Here is a 20,565-nt window from a genome sequence, read left to right on the forward strand (position 1 = left end):
CCGCTACCCCCGCCGGGCGTGCGCGAGGAGGATGGACGCGGCGCCGGGCACCGCGCATGCCGCCCGGTCCAGCAGCCGCAGCCCGCGCGGCACCCCGTGGAACGGCGCGCCGGTGATCCGCACGTCGCGGAATCCGGCGGCCGTGAGGTACGAACGCAGGGCACGGGCCGTGTACAGCCGCAGGTGACCCACCACCTGCGAGCCGGGCCGGCCGTGGATCCCGCGCAGGCTCACCTCGGAGAACACCGGCTGCACCCCGGCCAGCAGCAGGGCGCGGTTGTACCAGGCCGCGAGGTTCGGCGTGGAGAGCATCAGATGGCCTGCCGGCCGCAGGATCCGCCGCAGTTCGTCCAGGGCGTGGTCCGGGTCGACGAGATGCTCGATGACCTCGCTGAACAGCACCGCGTCCGCGCACCCGTCGGCGAACGGCAGCCCGTGGTCGAGCTCGGCGCGCACGACGTTCCCGATGTGCGGCCGGGCGCGGCGCAGCGCGTCGTGCGACCAGTCGACGCCGACGAGCCGATGGCCGCCGAGGTACGGCGCCGCGGCCCGCGCCGCGCTGCCGTCGCCGCATCCGACGTCGACGACGAGCTGCCCCGGCGCCGTGCCGAGGCCCTCGGCCAGCAGCCGTGCCTGGCGTCTGCTGCGGGCGTCGCCGGAGGCGACGGGGACATCGGGATCCTCGTAGAAGTCCCGCAGGGCCGGGGAGCCGGTGCTGGTCACAGGGCCTCCGTCGCCTTCAGATGGTGGGTGAACAGGTCGCGCAGCCGTACACCGTCCTCGTCACCGAGCAGCGAACGCGACCACCGCAGCACCAGATGGAGCCGGCCTCCCGTGGCTGCGGTGGTGACGGTGAGCCCGCGCGGCATCCTGGCCGGCGCGGAGAACCAGACGGCGAGGGCCCGCCCGGCGTCGCCGAAGTCCAGTGGGTACGGGATGCGGCCGATGTTGCTCAGCAGCGTCGTCGACGTCCACGGCGAGGCCAGCAGCCGCAGACCACGGGTGAGCCCCGCCCGCGCCGCGACCGGCAGGACGGGGAGCGTCAACAGGGCGGCGCCGTGACCCAGTTGAGGGCGGGGTGCGGCCTTGAGAGCGCGGGTCCGCTCCGCGGTGCGGCGCAGCAGTAGCGCGAGGTCGAAGCCGTCGGTCTCGGCGGCGGTGAAGCCGACCTCGACCAGCCGGGTTCCGTTGCCGATGGGCATCTCGGGGCCCCGGCTGCGGTCGTCCACGGGCATGGTGATGCGCAGCGGACGCTGTGGGGCGCCATGGGCCCGGTTCCAGTCGGCGACGGTCAGGGCGGTGGCCACCATCAGCTGGTCGTTGACGGTGTAGGGAGCCCCCGCCTCCCGTCGGGGCACGGGCAGTTCGGTGACGAGCATCGCGTTGCCCGGCACCGGCCCCGGGGCACCCGCCGCGACCCGCGCGGGTCTGCCCGGCAGGGCAGCGCCACCCGCCCGGTCCGGCCGCCCGGGGGGCGCGGGCCGGGCAGGTGGGGGTACGGCGGGGCCGGCGTACCGCTGTAGATCTCCGCGGCCGTCGCCGCCAGCCGCAGGCACGCGGGGCCGTCGAGGGCCGTGTGGTTGAGCGTGAACATCAGCACACAGCCGGGTCTGCCGGGTTCCTCGACGACCTCGAGGCGCAGGGGCGGCGAGGACGTCAACGGCGGTGCCTCGGCGAGGGCGCGTTCCCGTGCCCGGGCGAGGGCGCCGGCCGCGCGCGGCGGGAAGGTCACCACCTCCGTGTCGGGCCCGCGCGTCAGCTCCCACTCGTAGCGGCGTGCGAACGGGCCGCGCGCCCGCTCGCGCATCAGCGCGCGCGGATACCGGCACAGCGCCTGCCCGAACGCGGCGCGCAGCCGGTCGGGTTCGACCGCGCCGGGGAGATGGATCTCGATGTGCACCGTGTTGGGCTCCGCGTCGTGCGCGCAGTGCCGTGCGACCTCGTCGACGACGGGGAAGGGCACCCGCGGTAGGTCCGGGGCCGCCGCGCGCAGGGGCGTGGAGCGTTCGACCGTCGCCATCAGAGACTCCCTCCGGGGTGCTGGTGCGGCGGTTCGCCGCCGCCGGTGGTCGGCGGCGCGGGCACACCGGGCGGCCTGGGCGGACCGGGTTCCGGTGTGCCGGCACCGGGTGGACGGACGTCAGGGCCCGGCGCGGCGGGCCCTCCGCCGGACCGGTGGGCGCCGGTGGGGCCGCCGCGTTCCCGACCCACGCTCACCAGGGCGGCGAACAGGGCGGTGAGAGCAAGGAGTTGGGCCGGCGGCCCGTACGCGCCCCGGTCCGGCGAGAGCCCGTCACCGGCACCCAGCGCGGCCACCGCGCCCGCGCCGGCCATCGCCGTGAACGCGAGCGGTACGAGGAGGGCCGGTCGCAGCCATGCCACGACCGCCAGCACGGGCACCACCACCGCCACGGGTCCGGCGACCACCACGGCCACCAGGGTCAGGGCCACGGTGCCGATCAGCGGCCCGGGCGCTGGAGGGGCGGTCGCCGGGTGCTCCGCCGCCCGGCCGCGCCGACCGAAGAGCGCGAGGCACACCAGCACGGTGAGCAGCAGCCCGGCGCCCGCCAGCCCGGCGCGGTACATCCACGACGGCTCGTACTCGAGGGTCACCGTGCCGCCCTGTCCCGCAGGTACCAGCCAGGCCTGCTGCCAGCCGTCGATCCTCAGCGGTGTCAGCTCCTCGCCGTCCAGTGTGGCCTTCCAACCCGGGTTGTGGTTCTCGTGGAGCTGGAGGTAGGAGGCGTCCCCCGGCCCGACCCGCACGGATCGGTGGTCGCCCGTGCCTTCCCGGACCTCCAGGACGCGTTCGGCCCCGGCGCCTGCGGCGGATGCCGGCGTACCGGTCGTGAGCGTGACGCCGGTGACGGCGAGGGGGCCCGCGTCTCCTGCCTCGACCGTGTGGGTCCGCTCATCGAGGTCCACCCGGCTCCCGTCCGTGCAGAGGGAGACCTCGACGGGCCGGCGCCCGGTCAGGTCCCCTACCCGTCCTTCGGCACGGGTCTCGAGGAACTGCCCGTCGACCGACAGGACCGGCCCTTTGCCGCAGGGCAGCGTGAACGTCCGCTCCGGGTCCGGCTGCGGTGCGCGGAACTCCTTGAGGGCCGGGATGTGGATCTCGCTCAGGCCGACCGGAAGCTGCAACTGGTCGTCCGCGACCGGGTTGTGCAGGGTCAGCGGCGCGGTCCGCGAGACGGTGATGTCCATGCGGTCGGTTCTGATGGGCGGGAACCGGGCCATGCCGTTCTCGTCCACCGCGGCGACGGCGGTCCCGTCGGGCGAGCTGATCTGCACCTGTTCCGGCCGGGTGGAGAGCCCGCCGGCCGCCGCGAAGACCATCTCGCCGACCGAGGTCTTCTTCGGCCAGGACAGATGGAGCACGGGACGTTCACCGGCGATCCAGGCAGTGGTGAGGTCGCCGTCCGTGAGGTTGCGGGGGCTGAGGTTCGTCCCCAGGGCCGCTGTCGAGTCGGCGCTCGCAACGATCTTGTCGCGCTGCCCGGTGAGGTCGAACAGCAGCTTGTCCAGCGCTTCGCCCGGTACGGGCAGCGCGGTGGCACGGACGGTGTAGGGGCCGGAGCGGGCGGCGGTGAACTGCCGGTGCAGCCCCACCTCGGCGGCCACAGCGGACAGTCCGCCCGGGTCGCTGCCGCGCTGGAGCGAGTAGACGACCAGGTCGCCGGTCTCCTTCGGGGCGTCCTCCGGAAGCTGGAGCATGCGCGTGACCTGCACGCCGGGCACGGTGATCTCGGCGAACCCTGCGCCGGTCAGCCCGGGGCGGCCCTGCTGCGATTCCAGGACGGTGACCTTCAGCCAGGCGGCCGGCCCCACGGGGGCGTCGACGTCCTGCGCCGAGCCGTCGGGCCGCAGCGTGCTCGTACGGCTGCCGAGGTCGGTCTCGACGCGGACCGCCGTCGGCGCGGCCCGGAGGTTGCCGCTCGGCAGAGGGGTCAGCCGGAGCGTGGCCGGGACGTCGGTCGCGCCGTTGAAGTCGATCTTGACCCATTCGCCCGCCGGTGATCCGGGCGAGCCCTCCGCCCAGCCGGTGGCGGGGTTGCCGTCGAAGGCGTTGACCGGGTCGTACTGCGGCAGGTGGAAGAGCCAGTTCCCCGCGGACGACGCGGTCACCGACGCGGCGCCGCGCAGCACGGCGGTGGTCTGGTGCCCGGAGCCCGGCAGGGGCAGGATCTGCCGGGGCTCGGCACCGGGGTCCTGCACCGCCTCCGGGGCGTTGCGTTCCTCCCGGGTGTAGGTGTGGGACGTGTTCGAGTTCACGAGTCCGAAGCGGGTGTCCGCGCGGCGCATCCCGTCCCCCGCCGCGTACAGCGACGGCCGGTCCACGCCCGGGAGTTCGTCGCCGGCGAGCACGGCCGGCCGGCCGTCGAGCCGCCCCCCGGCGGACAACGGCAGCAGGGACTCGGGACCGCCGCTGACGACGGCCGCCGCCGACGCCGGCGTCAGCCGGGCCTTGCCGGGGCGTGCGGTGCCCGCCGGCGGTTCGTAGATCTCCACGGCCCGCTGACGCGGGAACAGGCCCTCGACCTGGACCGGTGTGTCGTCGGCTATCCGTCCGCCGGTCAGCACCGGGCCGAAGCCCGCGACGCGCCGGTATCCGGAAGCCTCCAAAGTCCGTTTCACCGTGGTGGTCGGGACGTGACCCAGTTGGCGGGGGTCGAGGTCGTTGCGTACCACGACGTGGTGCAGCCCCGCCCGGTGCAGGAAGGCGCTCAGGCCCGGTACCTCGCCGCCGGAGGTGAGCGCCTGCTCGACGGCGTCCATCGCACGGCGGTTGCCCGGAGTGCCGAAGGGCACGTAGTCCCGCTGCGCCCACGGCGAGCGCGCGAGGACGTCCAGCGGCTGGTCGATGGGCGAGCCCCAGGTGTAGATGCCGTGCGCGGTCGCCGGCACGACGAGGGCCCGGTCCTGTGCCGCGTTGTCCGCCAGCCAGTCGGCGGTCGTCTCCCAGTACGCGGGCAGCCGCTGGAACGAACCGGGCTGGAGGACCGAGCCGTTGACGTACGGCCAGCACAGGCCCGGCAGGACGAGGAGGGCCGCCGCCGGGACGAGCCCGCGCCCGCGCACCCGCGGGACCGGCGGGACGACGGCGGTCAGGTGCATCAGGCCCAGCGCCAGGGCCAGCGCGGCCCCCGTCTGGAACTTGTAGATGTTGCGGAACGGCACCAGCGGGCCGTCGAGCCAGTCCTGCACGGCCCCGTGGAAGGGGCCGCCGAGCGCCCCTCCGTACCCGGCCAGCGTGATGAGGCAGACGGTGAGCACGGTCACCACGAGCCAGCGGCGTTCGGGCAGATCACGCCGGGCGAGGCCGGCGAGCCCCAGCGCCGCGGCGAGCGCCGAGCACAGGACGGCCACGGCCGAGGTGACGACCGTCCAGCCGGCCGGGAGCCACGCCTCGCCGAAGTTGAGGTAGCCGACCCAGTTGCCCGCGCCGCGCAGCACCTCGGTCGCCGACATCGTGGCGGTGGTGGTCTGCGAGGACTCCACGTACGGCATGAAGTTCTCGCCGTACGTGCCGAGTAGCAGCAGCGGAACGATCCACCAGGCGGTGGCGAGGACCACGAAGGGCGTCCACCAGGAGATGAGCGCCCGCTTGCGCGGCCCGCCGGGCCGGCACAGCAGATAGAGCCCGACGGGCAGCAGCGAGGCCAGTGTCGACGCGGCGTTCACACCGCCCATGAGCGGGATCAGCAACGCGGAACGGGCGGCCGCGATCCGCGGCGGGGTGTGCGGGTTCGTCAGCGGCAGCAGCACCCAGGGCAGCATCGCGCCGGGCAGCGCGGCCGCGGAGGTCGAGCCGACGACGATCGTGTACGTGGGCCACAGGGCGTAGACGGCCGCGCCGAGGAGCCTGCTGCCCGGCGATCCGGCTCCCAGCCGCTCGGCCAGCCGCACCGCGCCCCAGAAGGCCGTGGTGACCACGATCGAGAGCCACAGCCGCTCCGCGAGCCAGACGGGTAACTGGAGCAGATCGGCCAGGGCGTGGAACGGCAGCATGGGGACGACGTAGCCGATGTACTGGTCGGCGATGCCGCCGAAGCCGGACCGGTCGTGCCACAGCCCGCTCAGGTCGCTGAGGAACTGCCACGGGTCGGCGACGACGCCGAGCTTCGTCTCGAACGTCATCCGGCCCGGCGACACCGCCAGGAAGGCCACGAACACCGCTGCCCAGAAGCCCAGCAGCCACCGGCGCGACCGGGGCCCCGGCGACCGGTCGGGGGCGGGCCCCCGGCCGTGGGACGGGCGGGCGGTCGGGTGTGGACAGCGCTGGTCATGAACACCGCCGGAGAATGAGGAGGAGGTTCCAGGTGGCGAACTCACGCAGACCCGGCAGTCGCGGGACGAGCTCCGGCAGGACCGGCCAGTACCGTGAGCGCGCGCAGACGAGGTCCACATCGCCGCGGCCCCTGACATGGCGCAGTGTCGAGCCGACACCGATCTCGAAGAGGTTCTCGCCGAGCCGGTGCTTCGCTGCGCGTCCACTGCGGCGCTCGAACCGGGCACGGGCGCGCTCCGCGCCCAGATAGTGCCAGGGCGCCCACTCGTGACCGCCCCAGGGCGAGAGCCAGTTGGTGAACGAGACGTAGATCAGGCCGCCGGGGCGGGTGACGCGGACCATCTCGCTCAGGAAGGTCTGCGGGTCGGCGACGTGTTCCAGCACGTTCGACGAGAAGCACACGTCGGCCGCGCCCTCTGCGAGGGGGAGCAGGTATCCGTCGGCGACGACCGTCCCCTCGGCCGGCTCGGCCGCCAGTTCGGCGGCGTCCGGCTCGAACAGGTAGCTGTGGGCGCCCCGTCGTCTGAACTCGCGGGTGAAGTGACCGCTGCCGCCGCCGACGTCGACGACGACCCGGCCGTCCAGCTTCACATAGCGCTCCACCTGGTCGGCCGCGTCGCGGGCGAGCAGCCCGTAGGCCACGGCAGGGTCGTCCTGTTCGCGCATGAACGCCCGGAAGAGGGTGAGGGAACGCCGGAACGAAGGGTCCTTCACGTCCGCGCGCCGCTCGTGACGGCGGGTGCCCCGCCCTGCGGAGCACGTGAGCGGTGCACCGCTTCCGCGGCCACGGCCTCGAACTGCCGCACCGTGCTGCTCCAGCGGAACGCCGCGGCCCGCTCGGCCGCGGCCTTTCCCATGTCCTCACGCCGGTCGCAGTCGAGCGCCAGCGTGCACCACGCCGCGGCGAACGACGACTCGCCCCGGCACAGCACGCCCGTGACGCCGTCCTGGACGGAATCACGCAGGCCGGGTACGTCGAAGCCCAGCGTGGGCGTGCCGCGTGCCCCCGCCTCCGTCACCACGAGACCCCAGCCCTCGACGGCCGCGGGGTGCAGCAGCAGCCACGACTCGCAGAGCAGGCGGTGCTTCTCCTCCTCCGGCACATGGCCGGTGAACTCGACGCCCTCACCGGCGAGTCGTTCCAGACGGGCCCGCTCGGGCCCGTCGCCGACGATGACGAGCCGGCCGCCGGTGACCGGCCGGACCCGTTCCCAGAGGTGCAGCAGCAGGTCGATGCGCTTGTAGTCGACCAGCCGGCCGAGCGCCAGGAACATCGGCGTCCGCGAGCGCGGGCTGCGCGCGGCCGGTTCGTCGACGCCGTTGTGCACCACGCGGATCTGCCGGTCGGGCACGCCGATCGCGCGCAGGGCACCGGCCGTGGACGGAGAGACGGCCACCATTAGGTTGCCGCGGTGCGCGCGGGCGAGCGCCCAGTGCTCGAGCAGCCGGCCGGCACGGGCGACGGGTGGCGGGAAGCGCATGTCCCAGAGCTCGGTGTGGACGTGGTTGACCAGGCAGACGGTGGGCCCGCGGTGCCAGAGAGGGGTCAGGTAGGGCATGCCGTTGCACACCTCGACCAGCAGATCGCACGTCCCGACCTGCCGGGCGAACGCGGCCCGTGCGGCGGCGTAGTGCCCGAGCGTGCCGCCGGCGGAGACCACTCGGTACGACCGGTGCACAGCGGGTCCGCCGCACAGCAGGGTGATCCGGTGGCCCCGCGCGGTGAGCCCCTGCGCGAGCTGGTCGACGAGCAGTTCGGAGCCGCCCGCGGCCGCGTTGCCGAGGTCACGATGGGCGAGGAACACGATGTGCCGGGGGTTCTCTGCCGACTCCGGCAGTACGGACTGGCGGTGGTGCGCGCGGGCCGGCGGCTGCTGCGGCGCCTCGAGCAGTGGGGGAGGGACGTGCTGGGGCATGGGTGCTCCAACTCGTTTCGGGGTGCGGAGGGGATGGCGGACGACGGTGCCGGGTCGGGGACGGTGGTGGGGGTGACCGGGGGGCCGTGCTGTGGTGGGGACAGCCAGTTTTGGATACGCCGTCGGCGCGCGGCTACTCACGGGTATGACAACTTCTGCCGCTCTCAGGCGGGCGGACTCGTCATCATGTGAGCATTCGCGCGGTCCGGAGCCGGACGGCGACCGCGTGCCACCAGCGCGGCCCCGATCATGGCGAGCAGGGAGCCCAGGGCAGCCGCGCCGACCGGAGCGGTCGAGCTGATGAGGGCGAGTTTGCCGCTGTCACGTGAGGCGAGCCGGACCTGCTGCCGCTGTGTCTCCGGGGTGAACGCGAGCCGCTTGCTCTCCAGCAGAACCACCGTGTCCTTGTCCGACCCCGGCGCGCGCAGCGTCTTTCTGGGGCCGATGGCGGCGTGCACGATCCGCCCGGTGCTCCGGTCCACGACCAGCTCGACGCCGCTGTTGGAGTACCACTCCTCGGCCAGCACCTGCGGGGTCCTTGCCTTGCCGACCAGCCGTCCCGGCACCTGGCGCACCCCGGTCCTGGTCGGCGGCACGCTGCCGGTGAACCGCAGCCCCTCATGCCCCTGGACCTTCGCGGTGCCGCTGTAGCGGAGCCGGATCACGCCCCCGAGCGTGCCGTCCCACCAGCGGTAGGAGCGCTTCTCGACGTCGAAGGGGAACTTGAGGTACGCCTCACCGTCGAAGGCGGGGGACTCGTCGCAGCAGTGCACCGGCTCGTTGGTGGCACGGTCGGTCACCCAGCGCTCCAGCGTCCACTGCAAGGAGTCCCGGGTGTCGGCGGCCGGCAGTGTGGCGTCGCTGTCGACGGAGGTGGACACGTCCCACACGGCGTTGCCGCTCTTCTCGCTGTCGGCCACGTCGCCCCGGACCTGACGGGTCACCGTGATCCGCTGCCCGTGCACGGTTCTCACCTTGGAGGTGTCGAAGTAGCTGCCGGTGCCGGTGAACACGGTCGTGGTGTCGACGTCGACAGGTGTGCGCTTGGCCTGGGGTGCCACGTACCAGGCGAGGAGGGGGGCCAGCACGAGCAGGAAGACCCCTGCCCCGAAGAGCAGAAGCGAGGTCGGTGAAGCAGTACGGCGCATCCGGCACTCCTGGATCGAAAGAATTCGCAGGGAGATGCACGGACCCCGGGCCGGTCAGCCCTCGAGGGCTCAGAACAGTAGGCAGCCACTTGACGGAATGTCAATGTACTGTCAACACTGTGCGTTCAGCCGGTGGGGGCCGGCCGACGGGTGGGGATCGCCTCCAGCTAGGAGCTGACCCGACATGCGCAGACTTCTTGCCGCCGCCGTCACCGCAGCGTTGGCCACGGCGCTCGCCGTGGGCACGGCCCTGGGCATCGTGGCCGCGCTGCAGACCACCCCGGAACAGCCGAACACCCCACTGATCAGCTACGACACCGGCCGGCCCGCCCGATGACCCGCCCCGCGTGGAGCGAGGTCCCGAAGACGCAGGTCGACCGTTTCGCCGCCATCGCCCTGGCCGGGGCACAGGAGCTCGCCCAGGAGATCCTCGGCGAGATACGCCGCGAGTACCCCCAGCTGAAGCTCGCGGGGGACGAGTCCGGGGAGCCGATTGCGCTCGTCGGCATCCGCCGCGCCATCGAAGGCTTCGTACACAATCTGGCGTCCGGCACCGGGCGCCCCCGCGTACCGCCGGACGTCTTCCAGGAGTTCGGCCGCGGCGAGGGACGCGGCGGCCGAAGTCTCGACTCGCTCCAGGCCACGTACCGGCTCGGCGTCAGACTGGCCTGGCGGCGGTTCGCCGAGATCGGACAGCAGGTCGACATCGCCGCGCCCGCCATGTACGAACTCGCCGAATCCGGCTTCGAGTACCTGGACGGCCTCGTGGAACAGTCGGTACGCGGCTACGCCGAGGCCGCCGCCCGCCGCGCGGGTGAACGGCTGCGTCTGCAACGCCAATTGATCGACCTGCTGCTCGTGGAGCACCGCGGCGACCCGGCCGGGACACTCGCCGAACGGGCGGCCCGGATCAGCTGGGAGCTACCGGAAACCGTCGCCGTCGGCGTGCTGGTGCGCCCCGCCAGGGAAGCCGTCGCACCGGCCGTCGAGCAGGGCATCCTCCTCGACATGGAGAGCGAACAGCCCCGCATCGTCGTGCCGGAACCGTGCACCGCCGGCCGCTCCGAGACCCTGCGCCGTGCCACGGCCGGCTGGTCGGGCGCGATCGGCCCGCCGGTGCCGCTCGCGGCGGCCGCCAGGTCGCTGCGCTGGGCCGAGACGGCGGTCCGCCTCATCGAGAGCGGACTGCTGCCGGAAGGCGAGGTGCTGCACTGCACGGAGCGCACGGAGGAGCTGGTGTTACTCCCTTCCGGGGAGCTGATCGACGCGGCGGCGCGCCGCTGTCTGGCGCCGCTGCGCGACGCGGCCCCCACCCAGGCCCGCCGCCTGGCGGAGACCCTGCTCGCCTGGATGGAGACCGCGGGCGGAGCACCCGAAGTGGCGCACCGCCTCGGCATCCATCCCCAGACGGCCCGCTACCGGCTGCGGCAGATCCGCGAACTGTGGGGCGACGTGATCGACGACCCCGACCGCCGCTTCGAGATGCTCCTCGTACTGCGCGCCCAACGGCTGCGCGGGCAACTGGGGGAGGGCGGCGTCTGAGCGTGCGCCTGCCCGGCCCTCACGCCTCGCGCGTGACCCACGGGTACGCGCCTCACGTTCCGCCCATGACCCATCCGTAGGCGGCCTCCGCCGTGAACTCCCGCTGCCCGCCCTTGAACAGCAGGTCCGCCGCGAGGAACGCGGTGTCCTCGGCCGTGTCCTCGACGTACGGCACGGCGATGCACCGCATGCCCGCCGCGCGGGCGGCCGCCGCCCCCGGCGGCGCGTCCTCCACGACCACGCAGTCGCCCGGCGCCGCGGCCAGGCGCCGGGCCGCCTCCAGGAAGACGTCGGGCTCCGGCTTGCCGCGGCCGACCTCCTCCGCGGAGACGGTCACGGCGATGTACGCGGCGAGCCCTGTGACGGCGAGCACGGCCTCGATGGCGGCCCGTGACGACCCGGAGGCCACCGCCATCGGCACGCCCCGGGCCGACAGACGCTCCACGAACCTGCGCATCTGCGGAAAGACGTCCGTCGAAGCGCTCGCCAGCTCCAGGTAGACGCGGTTCTTCGCGGCCAGCAGCTCGTCGAGCGGCGCGTCGAGGGCATACCGGGCGCGCAGGATCTCCAGCGTCTCGCGCGTGCCGATGCCGATGAACCGCTGGTGCTGCTCCCAGTCGAAATCGAGCACTCCGTGCGCCGCGAGGACCCGGCGTCCCGCCTCGAAGTAGTTCGGCTCGCTGTCCACGAGTGTTCCGTCGAGATCGAAGATGACCGAAGGGGTACGCGCAGTGCTCATGCCGTCCAGCATGCCAAGCGCCGGTTCAGCGCGGCGCACGGGCCGACCGGCCGACGGCCTCGACCAGCGGCAGCAGCCGGTAGGGAACTCTCTCGCGCAGGGCCATCTCGGTGCGGGTCCGCACCACGCCGGGCAGGTTGATCAGCCGCTGGATGACGTCCTCGAGATGTCCGTTGTCCCGTGCGGCGACACGGGTCAGCAGATCTCCGCCGCCGGTGATCGAGAACGCCTCGATGATCTCCGGCACGGCCGCCAGCGCATCACCCACCTCGTCCAGATGCCCCTGGGTGACCTCGATGTGCACGAAGGCCAGCACCGGATGGCCCAGCGCGCCGGGGGAGAGGTGAGGGCCCGTCCCGGTGATCACGCCGTCGCGCTCGAGGCGGTCGATCCTGGCCTGCAGCGTCCCCCGGGCGATGCCGAGGATGCGGGCGTACTCGCGCACGCTGGTGCGCGGCTGCTCGATCAGCAGACTCAGGATGCGGGTGTCGAGTTCGTCCACCGCCATGGTCCGTCGGGCCCTTTCGCGGCGCGCTTTCCGGACTTCCACCGTACCAATGGCCCAGTGGGACCGGCCGGGGCCCGGCCGGTGCCCCCGCGCTCACCACTCGAAGTCGTCCAGCAGCATGCCGCCGGGCGGCACCTGCCCGTCGGTCAGCGACTGCTCCGTCCAGATCACCTTCCCGGTCGCCGTGTACCTCGTTCCCCACCGCGCGGACAGCTGGGCCACCAGGAACAGGCCGCGGCCGCCCTCGTCGGTGGTGGCCGCCCGCTTCAGGTGCGGCGAGGTGCTGCTGCCGTCGGACACCTCGCAGATCAGGGTCCGCTCGTAGAGCAGCCGCACGCGGATCGGCTCGCTCCCGTACCGGATGGCGTTGGTGATCAGTTCGCTGAGGACCAGCTCGGTGGTGAATCCGGCCTCCTCGAGCCCCCACTCGGCCAGCTTCCGGCTGCACGCGCTGCGGACGGGCGCCACTGCCGCGGGGTCGCGCGGGACGTCCCAGGTGGCGACCCGGTTCCTGTCGATCAGCCGGGTGCGGGCCACCAGCAGGGCGATGTCGTCCCGCCGGGTCTCCGGCACCATGGCGTCGAACACGGCCTCGCAGGTCTCCTCGGGGGTCTGGTCGGCGCGGCCCGCCAGCGTCGTGCTCAGCGCCTGGAAGCCGGCGTCCAGATCGCGGTGGCGATGCTCCACGAGGCCGTCGGTGTACAGGACGAGACGGCTCCCCTCGGGCAGCCGCACCTCCGCGGACTCGAACGGCAGGCCGCCCAGGCCCAGCGGTGGCGACACGGGCAGCGGAAGGAACTCCACGCTGCCGTCCGGACGCACGAGAGCCGGGGGCAGATGCCCGGCCGTCGCCAGCGTGCACAGACCGGAGACCGGGTCGTAGATGGCGTACAGGCAGGTGGCGCCGGTGATCCCCTCGGTCCCACCGCCCGGCTCGTCCTGGTCGATACGGCCGACCAATTCGTCGAGACGGGCGAGGAGTTCGTCCGGCGGCAGATCGAGGGTGGAGAAGTTGTGGACGGCGGTGCGCAGCCGGCCCATCGTCGCGGCGGCGTGCAGTCCGTGGCCCACCACGTCCCCGACGACGAGGGCGACCCGCGCCCCCGGCAGCGGGATGACGTCGAACCAGTCGCCGCCGACCCTGGCCTGTGCCGGCAGATACCGGTAGGCGATGTCGACGGCGGTCTGGCTGGGCACGCCATGGGGCAGCAGACTGCGTTGGAGGGTCTCGGCCATCGTGTGCTCGCGCGTGAAACGGCGGGCGTTGTCGATGGCGACGGCGGCCCGGGTCGCCAGCTCCTCGGCGAAGGACAGATCCTCCTCGCCGAAGCGCTCTGCGCGCGCCGAACGCCAGAAGTTGACCATGCCCAGCACCACGCCACGGGCCTGCAAGGGTGCGGTGATCAGCGAATGGACGCCGTACGCCAGGGCGTTGTCCGCCCCTTTCGGGTCCTGGGCGCGCCAGCCGTCCGCGACGGTCAGATCGGCCACGAGCACCGCGTGCCCGCCCGCCAGTGCCGCGGCCATCGGCGTGGCCGGGGAGAGGAAGCGGATCACGTCACCCACCTGCTGGAACGGGTGGTCCGCGCGGATGCCGGTCAGCGCGGCGCGGCGCATCTCCGTGGGAGCGCCCGACGGCTCGTCACCGTGCAGCACCGGGTTCAGCAGCTCGACCGTGACGAAGTCCGCGAACCGTGGGACCGCCACGCGGGACAGCTCCTCCGCGGTCCGCACCACGTCCAGCGTGGTGCCGATCCGTCCACCGGCGTCGTAGAGGATCTTCAGACGCTGCCGGGCGGTCTCGGCGGTGCCGGACAGGGCGCGCAGCTCCGTGGTGTCCCGCAGGGTCGCCACATTGCCGGAGTGTCCGCCGTACGGAGCCGTGGGGCGGGTGCTCACCGCGAGCAAACGGTCCCCGGCCGTGTGCACCTCGTCGGTCACCGTACGGTCGGAGGCCAGCAGAGCGGCGATGCCGGTGTCGAGGCCCAGGCCGGTGACGAGGCGTCCGTCGGCGTCCGGCGGCAGTTCGAGGAGCCGGCGGGCCTCGTCGTTGGCCAGCATCAGCCGCCCGTCGCCCCCGACGATCAGGACGCCTTCGCGCACCGCGTGCAGGACCGCGTCGTGGTGCTCGTACATCCGGGTCATCTCGGCGGGACCGATGCCGTGTGTCTGGCGGCGCAGCCTGCGGCTCACCAGGAGGGCGCTGCCCGTGGCCAGTGCCAGCGCCCCGGTGGCGGAGATCAGGAACATCGGGAGCTGCCGGTCCACCGCGTTGCCGACGGTCTCGATCTGGACGCCGGCCCCGACCAGGCCGATGACGTTGCCCTGGGAGTCGAGGACGGGGACGACCGCCCGTGCCGCGTCGCTGGGGGCGCCCTTGTAGATCTCGGTGAAGGCCTCACCGGCGGCGGCCCGCTCGACGCCCAGGTTCCGCGCGCCGATCAAACGGGAGTCGGTGTCGGCGTACCGGATCCCGGTCTTCGACATCACGGTGATGAAGTCGACGCCCGCCTCCCGGCTCGCACCGTCGATGAGTGGCTGGAGCACGGCAGTCGGGTCCGGTGACCTGAGCGCGGCCGCCGTGCCGGGAGCCTGGGCGAATGCCGCGGCCGCCGCCAGCGAGCGGTTCTCCGCGGCCTGCTCGCTGTTGTTCCGTGTCTGGAGCACCAGCGCGGCCACCGCGGCGATGATCAGCAGTACGGCGACCGCGATCTGCAGGAGGAGTACCTGCCCGGCGACGCTGCGCGCGCCCAGCAGGGACTCCCGCGGTCCCCACAGCGGGCGCCTCGATGTGTCGGGCCTGTGCCCGTTCATAGCGCTCCACTTCCCGGAGATGGGCGCCGACGCCGGGCTGACGCACCGGCGAGAGGCCACGTACCGCACTCCGGACCGAGCGGTCGGCCCGGTCTTGTCTCTTTTCTAACACCTGATGTGCTTTCGGGGCGTCGCCGCGCGGTGGCGCGTGACGCTCAGCGCACCGCGGCCTCCCCTGTCATCGGGGGCTCGGTGGGTGTCCGGGGCGGCGGGCCGAGGAGTACCGCCCGGAGCACCTTCGGCGCGAACAGGGTGCTGAGCGGCGTGGTCAGCGTCAGCACGGAGCGGAACGCCTGTCCGACGACCGGGTCCCCCGGGTAGCGGCGCTGGACGCGGGACAGGTACCAGCCGGCCGCCCGGTCGGCCGGCCTGGTGGCGACGGCGCTGCCCACCGCCCCCGGCATCTTCTTGTCCGCCCCCGCCGAGATGTCCCACGCCTGCCGTGACGCCTCCAGCACCGCACGCTGGACCCGGCGTGTCGACGGTGTACGGCGAGGGTCGGCCAGCACGTCACGCAGCGCCACCGCGCTCATCGCGGCCACCGCCATGCCCTGCCCGTAGATGGGGTTGAACGTGCACAGCGCGTCGCCCGTGGCGAGAAATCCGGCCGGGCGGCGGCCCGGCCGGTCGTAGCGGCGGCGCAGGTTCGACGTGCCCCGGAAGCCGAACGCCGGCGCCTCGGGTCGCGCCTCGCGCAGCCAGTCGTGGATGAAGGGATGCGGGAGACGGGCCGCGTACGCGGTGAACCCCTCCTCGTCCGTGGGGGGTTCGTCGCCCCGCAGCCCCGACAGGGTCACCAGATAACGGCCGTCCTCCAGCGGCAGCACCCCGCCCCCGTGCACCTGCGACGGACCGGGGAGGACGTAGTAACCGAGCGACCGGGAGCCGAGGTTGTCGCTCTTGTTGTGATAGACCCGGGAGGCGTATGCGAGGCCCGTGTCGATGGTCTCCTCCGGCGCCGGCTCCGCCCCGATCGCCGACAGCCACCGGGGCGCGCGCGACGCCCGTCCCGAAGCGTCCACCACCAGGTGCGCCTCGAGCGGCCGCGGCTCCTGGCCGGCCCCGGCGCCGCGGTCACGCACCATGACCCCCCGTACGCGTGTGGGGTCTCCGAGCAGACCGACGGCCTCGGCCGGGGCGACCACCCTGATCGTGGGCCGGGCCAGGACACGCCGGCGCACCAGATGCTCCACCTGCCCGCGTGACCCGGTGTAAAGGTGCGTCGTGGCCTCCGTACGGCTGAACCAATGGCCGCCCTGCCACTGGACCATGTCCGACGGCATACCGATCCGGGGCGCACCCGATGCCCTCAACTCGGCCATGAAACCGGGCAACAGCTCCTCCAGCGCGAGCTGACCGCCCTCCAGGAGCACATGGGGGTGCCGTCCGTGCGGAACACCGGGGCGCGGTGCGGCGTCCTCGGGCAAGCGGTCCCGCTCGACGAGCGTCACCGTGTCGGCGTGATCCGCGAGCACATGCGCGGCCAGCAGCCCTGCGAGACTCCCGCCGACGACGACAACATGCCGCCCGCCCGCGTCCCGCCGCCCCCAACTGCCGTTCCCTTGCGCGTCGTCCACCATGCGTATGCCTCTCGTGGTCAGCGAGTCGATCGAGCACGACCAGTATCCCGGTGGCCGCGCCCCGCTCACCGCCCCCCGGTGCTGCCCATGCGCAGGAACCAGTCCCGGGCCGCGTCCGCCGCCGCCTCCAAGGTCCCCGCTTCCTCGAAGAGATGGGTCGCCCCGGGGATCACATGCACCCTGTATTCGGCGGTCAGCCGCTCGGCGGCCTGCTCGTTCAGCTCGAGCACCTCGCGGTCCTCCCCGCCCACGATCAGCAGCACCGGGGCCCGCACCCGGGCGAGCGCCGAGCCCGCCAGGTCCGGACGGCCGCCGCGGGACACCACGGCACTCACCCGGTCCGCTCTGGCCGCTGCCGCGACGAGTGCGGCGGCGGCGCCCGTGCTCGCACCGAAGAGACCCACCGGCAGTGACCCGGTGTCCGGCCGCTCGGCGAGCCGGTCGACGGCCACCGAGACCCGCCGGCCGAGCAGCGGGATGTCGAAGCGCAGCTCGGCGGTCACCCGGTCCACGCGTTCCTCCTCTTCGCTGAGGAGGTCCATGAGCAGCGTGCCGAGGCCGGCCCGCTGCAGCGTCTTGGCCACCTGCCGGTTGCGCGGGCTGTGCCGCGAGCTGCCGCTCCCGTGGGCGAAGCACACGATGCCCGGAGCCGCCTCCGGCAGCACCAGATCACCCGCCAGGGTGACGTCGCCGGCGTCGATGGCGACCGTCTCCGTTGCCGTTGCCATGGGAACGCACCTCCTGTGCCTCTCGTCCGGTACGCCGACCGCTCTCCCGCCGTGTCGCCTCGGCCCGTGCTGCCGCCGCCGTCCGGAAGTCGGCGGGTACCCATGGACGGCGAAGACCCACTGCGGGCGGGCGACCGACGGCGGAAGGCGCCATGGGTAAGGGCGGGGCTCTGCGGCCGGGCGGCACGAGCGCGGAGGGTGCGGCGCGACTGCCGAGGCGGCGGGCCCCTGCGACGGGGCACCTGACGCGGGCGGTGCGGGCTGCGCGAGTGCCGCGGACGGGCGGGCCGGGGCTTCGCTCCGGGGCCCGTGGACGGGCGGGGGCCGTGGACCGTGGACCAATGGCCGGATCCGCGGCCCACGGCGGCACGCTCGTGTGAGCCAATGGCCCAGTCGGATCCGGATGAGTTGAGCCAGCGGGCCTAAAGATGGTGTCATAGGCGTGTCGATGGCGCTGCGGTAATCCGTGGCGCCTTTTTCATGCCCGAACAAGAAGGGGACGGTAAGCAGTGCTGAAGAGGATGTTCGTCGCCGCGGATCCCGGACGGCTGCGCCTGCGCAGCGCCGTCAGGGCCGTGCTCGGCGTCGGCCTGGCGGTCGCGGTCTGCGCCCTCGCCGGTCTCGCTCTGCCCGCGGTCGTCACCGGCGGGCTCTCCGCGCTCCTCGCCCTGTTCACCGTCACGGACCGCTCGGTCCGCGGCCAGGCCGTCACCACCGCGCTGCTGCCCGCCGTCGGCCTACCCGTACTGGCCCTCGCCGCCGGCCTGCACGATCACGCCGTGCCCCGCGACCTGGCGTTCCTCGCCGTGGCCGGCGCCGGTGTGTACGCGCGGCGCTGGGGTCCGCGCGGCCACGCGCTCGGCACCTTCGCCTTCATGACCTTCTTCGTGGCGCAGTTCCTGCACACCGCGCCCCGGCAACTGCCCGAGGTGTACGCCGCCGTGCTCCTCGCCGTGCTGGCCTCTTCGGCCGTCCGCTTCGGGCTCTGGTGCTACGAGCGGCGGCTGCCGGCGCCGGTCGTCCCGGCGCTGCCCGGCGGCTCGGGGCTTGCCCGGATCACCACACGGCAGGCCGTCCAGGCGGTGGCGGGCGGGGCCTTTGCGCTCGTCGTCGGCCAGATCGTCTCCGGAGACCGCTGGTACTGGGCCGTCGGTGCCTCCTGGTGGGTCTTCGTCAACACCTCCTCACGCGGGGAGACCCTGGTCCGCGGCTTCCGCCGGGTCCTCGGTACGTTCCTCGGTATCGGCGCCGGTGTCCTCGTCGCCGTCCCGCTGCACGGCGCGACCGTCCCCACGGCGGTGCTCACCGCGGCGTGCGTCTTCGGCATCTTCTACACCGCCGCCGTCTCGTACAGCTGGATGATGTTCGCCGTGACGGTCCTGGTCAGCCTGCTGTACGGGCTTCTCGGCTTCCTCGAGCCGGCACTGCTGCTGCTGCGCCTCGCGGAGACGGCCGTAGGTGCTGCGGGCGCGATGCTCGCCGTGCTGCTGGTCCTTCCCGTCACCACGCACGCCACCACCCACGCCTGGATCGAGCAGGCCGTGCGCGGTGTGCACCGCTGCACCGCGGAGGCCGCGGCACGTCTGGCCGGCTCGGTGGACGCCGACCCGGCCCCGCACGTCACCGAGCTCGAGGGGCTGCTCGCCAGGGTCCGGCTGTCGCTCGTGCCGCTGATGCATCCTCTTTCGCCGCTTCGCGCCCGCAAGGCGCGTGCCCGCCGGGTGCTGGCACTCCTCGACGACTGCGCCCGCGAGGTGCGGGGGCTGGCCGCGGTCGCGGCGGACCCCCAGGCGTCGCACGACGCCCGCCTCGCGGCGGCCTGCCGACGCGTGGAAGCGGCGGTCCACGCCCTGGTGGCGCCGCCCGCCGCCCCCACGGCCGTGGCGGTCGCCCTGTTGCCCGGGCATCACCCGGGAGCCGAGGGCGCGCTCGCGCATCTGCACGGCCTGGAGCGGGCGCTTGCGGAGCTGGCCGCTCCCGTGCGTACGTCACCGCGCGCGCCGCTGGTAGCGGCCTGAGCCGGTACCCGCCGGGGCGGTCGCACGTCCGTCACCCCGATCATCGTATTGGTCTGGACCAAGCTGCTACCTTCGTGGCAGCAGCAGTGATCCGTGACGGACGGCCGGCAGGCCGAAGAGGGGCGGCGCAGTGGCGGACGACAGCGGGGGACGGGCGTTCATCGGCTCGTACACCTCGGCGGGTGGGCGCGGCGTCGTGGCCGCAGCCGTGGACCCGGCGACCGGAGCGCTCACCGAGACAGGGGCGAGCGACGCCGTCGCCGACCCCTCCTACCTGACCGCCGTGACCACACCGGCCGGCACCGTCGTCTACGCGGTCTCCGAGACGGCGGACGGGGCGGTGGCGGCCTTCGCCGCCACCGGCGGGGCACCGCGGCCCATCGGCCGACAGGTGCCGGTGGGCGGCTCTGCCCCGACGCACATCGCGGTCTCGCAGGGGCACGTGATGACCGCCAACTACGGCTCCGGCAGCGTGAGCGTCCTGCCCGTCGGCACCGACGGCGCGCCCGGACCCGTCGGCGGCATCATGAGGCACGAGGGGCACGGCCCCGTGACCGAGCGCCAGCGCGCGCCGCACGCCCACCAGGTGCTCCCGGACCCGACCGGGCGCTGGGTGCTCAGCGTCGACCTCGGGACCGATTCCGTGCGTATCTGCGCGCTCGACACCGCCGCGGACGCTCTGACACCCCACCGCGAGACGCCGCTGCGTCCGGGCACCGGGCCGCGCCACCTCGCCTTCCACCCGGACGGGCGGCACGCCTATGTACTCGGTGAGCTCGAGCCCGTCATCACCCTGTGCCGCTGGGACCCGGCCGCCGGACTGCTGGAACCGGTCGGCGAGACGGCGGTGGTGCCGGACGGTACGACCGGCCTCGCCTACCCCTCCGTCCCGGTCGTCTCGCACGACGGCCGGCACCTGTGGGTCGCGGTCCGGGGCCTCGACACCATCGCCGTGCTCGCTCTCGACCCGACGGGGGAGCGGGCGACGCTCGTCACCGACGTGCCCTGCGGCGGGCACTGGCCACGGGACCTCGCACTGGACCCGACGGGCCGCCGGCTCTACGCGGCGAACGAGCGATCGGGCGACGTGACCTGGTTCACCGTCGACCCGGCCACCGGCATCCCGCACCGCATCGGGTCGCTCGCCGTTCCGGCGGCGTCCTGCGTGGTCTTCGCCTGACGCTTCCGGACGGACGTCGGGTCGGCCGACGTCCGGGTCGGGCCCGCGGGGTCCTCCGCGCTGTTGGCCTGACCTTTTCCGGACGGACGTCCGGGTCGGC

Annotated in this window: 13 protein-coding genes and 2 pseudogenes; 4 read left to right on the forward strand and 11 right to left on the reverse strand. The window is 73.6% G+C overall.

All coding sequences use genetic code 11. The features are described from left to right. Positions 1-3 precede the first annotated feature (3 nt). The 6 genes and pseudogenes from GLX30_RS30990 to GLX30_RS31015 all read right to left on the reverse strand — a co-directional run bounded on the left by GLX30_RS30990 (position 4) and on the right by GLX30_RS31015 (position 9,356). Positions 4-723 (reverse strand): class I SAM-dependent methyltransferase, encoded by a 720-nt coding sequence (locus GLX30_RS30990; RefSeq protein ID WP_159694256.1) that lies wholly within the window; start codon positions 721-723, stop codon positions 4-6. Continuing rightward, positions 720-2,020: pseudogene (locus GLX30_RS30995) on the reverse strand (condensation protein). Before GLX30_RS30995 ends, GLX30_RS30990 begins: the two are co-directional and overlap by 4 nt. Next, positions 2,020-6,290, reverse strand: a pseudogene (locus tag GLX30_RS31000) (alpha-(1->3)-arabinofuranosyltransferase family protein). The pseudogenes GLX30_RS30995 and GLX30_RS31000 overlap by 1 nt, the downstream one beginning before the upstream one ends. Next, positions 6,287-7,006, reverse strand: coding sequence for a class I SAM-dependent methyltransferase (locus GLX30_RS31005; RefSeq protein WP_159694258.1), 720 nt, complete (start codon positions 7,004-7,006; stop codon positions 6,287-6,289). Before GLX30_RS31005 ends, GLX30_RS31000 begins: the two are co-directional and overlap by 4 nt. Further along, on the reverse strand, positions 7,003-8,208 hold the full coding sequence (locus GLX30_RS31010) for a glycosyltransferase family 4 protein (protein ID WP_159694259.1): 1,206 nt from the start codon (positions 8,206-8,208) through the stop codon (positions 7,003-7,005). Before GLX30_RS31010 ends, GLX30_RS31005 begins: the two co-directional genes overlap by 4 nt. A 164-nt stretch (positions 8,209-8,372) precedes the next feature. Continuing rightward, positions 8,373-9,356, reverse strand: coding sequence for a DUF3068 domain-containing protein (locus GLX30_RS31015; RefSeq protein ID WP_159694260.1), 984 nt, complete (start codon positions 9,354-9,356; stop codon positions 8,373-8,375). A gap of 184 nt (positions 9,357-9,540) precedes the next feature. Here GLX30_RS31015 and GLX30_RS34475 point away from each other — a divergent pair, with 184 nt between their 5' ends. Both GLX30_RS34475 and GLX30_RS31020 read left to right on the forward strand, forming a co-directional pair. Beyond that, on the forward strand, positions 9,541-9,693 hold the full coding sequence (locus tag GLX30_RS34475; protein WP_167306882.1) for a hypothetical protein: 153 nt from the start codon (positions 9,541-9,543) through the stop codon (positions 9,691-9,693). Continuing rightward, positions 9,690-10,898 (forward strand): PucR family transcriptional regulator, encoded by a 1,209-nt coding sequence (locus GLX30_RS31020; protein ID WP_159694261.1) that lies wholly within the window; start codon positions 9,690-9,692, stop codon positions 10,896-10,898. The genes GLX30_RS34475 and GLX30_RS31020 overlap by 4 nt, the downstream gene beginning before the upstream one ends. A 52-nt stretch (positions 10,899-10,950) precedes the next feature. On the opposite strand, the gene GLX30_RS31025 is transcribed toward GLX30_RS31020, so the two are convergent. From GLX30_RS31025 to GLX30_RS31045, 5 genes are all read right to left on the reverse strand, one after another. Next, on the reverse strand, positions 10,951-11,637 hold the full coding sequence (locus GLX30_RS31025) for an HAD family phosphatase (RefSeq protein WP_244258330.1): 687 nt from the start codon (positions 11,635-11,637) through the stop codon (positions 10,951-10,953). 25 nt (positions 11,638-11,662) lie between these two features. Then, a complete protein-coding gene (locus GLX30_RS31030; protein WP_159694263.1) occupies positions 11,663-12,145 on the reverse strand; it encodes an Lrp/AsnC family transcriptional regulator in 483 nt (160 codons plus the stop codon). A 93-nt stretch (positions 12,146-12,238) separates the two neighbouring features. Then, positions 12,239-14,959 carry a SpoIIE family protein phosphatase gene (locus GLX30_RS31035; protein ID WP_159694264.1) on the reverse strand — a complete coding sequence of 907 codons (2,721 nt, stop codon included), beginning with the start codon at positions 14,957-14,959 and terminating at the stop codon, positions 12,239-12,241. Between the two features lie 155 nt (positions 14,960-15,114). Next, entirely contained in the window at positions 15,115-16,539 is a 1,425-nt protein-coding gene (locus GLX30_RS31040; RefSeq protein ID WP_159694265.1) for an FAD-dependent monooxygenase, read from the reverse strand. Positions 16,540-16,604: 65 nt separating this feature from the next. Continuing rightward, the gene (locus tag GLX30_RS31045) at positions 16,605-17,267 is read right to left on the reverse strand and encodes a dienelactone hydrolase family protein (RefSeq protein WP_159694266.1); all 663 of its coding nucleotides are present in this window, start codon (positions 17,265-17,267) and stop codon (positions 16,605-16,607) included. Positions 17,268-17,776: 509 nt separating this feature from the next. Here GLX30_RS31045 and GLX30_RS31050 point away from each other — a divergent pair. After that, positions 17,777-19,285 carry an FUSC family protein gene (locus tag GLX30_RS31050; protein ID WP_159694267.1) on the forward strand — a complete coding sequence of 503 codons (1,509 nt, stop codon included), beginning with the start codon at positions 17,777-17,779 and terminating at the stop codon, positions 19,283-19,285. Positions 19,286-19,415: 130 nt separating this feature from the next. Beyond that, positions 19,416-20,465 carry a lactonase family protein gene (locus GLX30_RS31055; RefSeq protein WP_159694268.1) on the forward strand — a complete coding sequence of 350 codons (1,050 nt, stop codon included), beginning with the start codon at positions 19,416-19,418 and terminating at the stop codon, positions 20,463-20,465. The last annotated feature ends 100 nt before the right edge of the window (positions 20,466-20,565 follow it).

Source organism: Streptomyces sp. Tu 2975 (assembly GCF_009832925.1).
Taxonomy (GTDB): domain Bacteria; phylum Actinomycetota; class Actinomycetes; order Streptomycetales; family Streptomycetaceae; genus Streptomyces.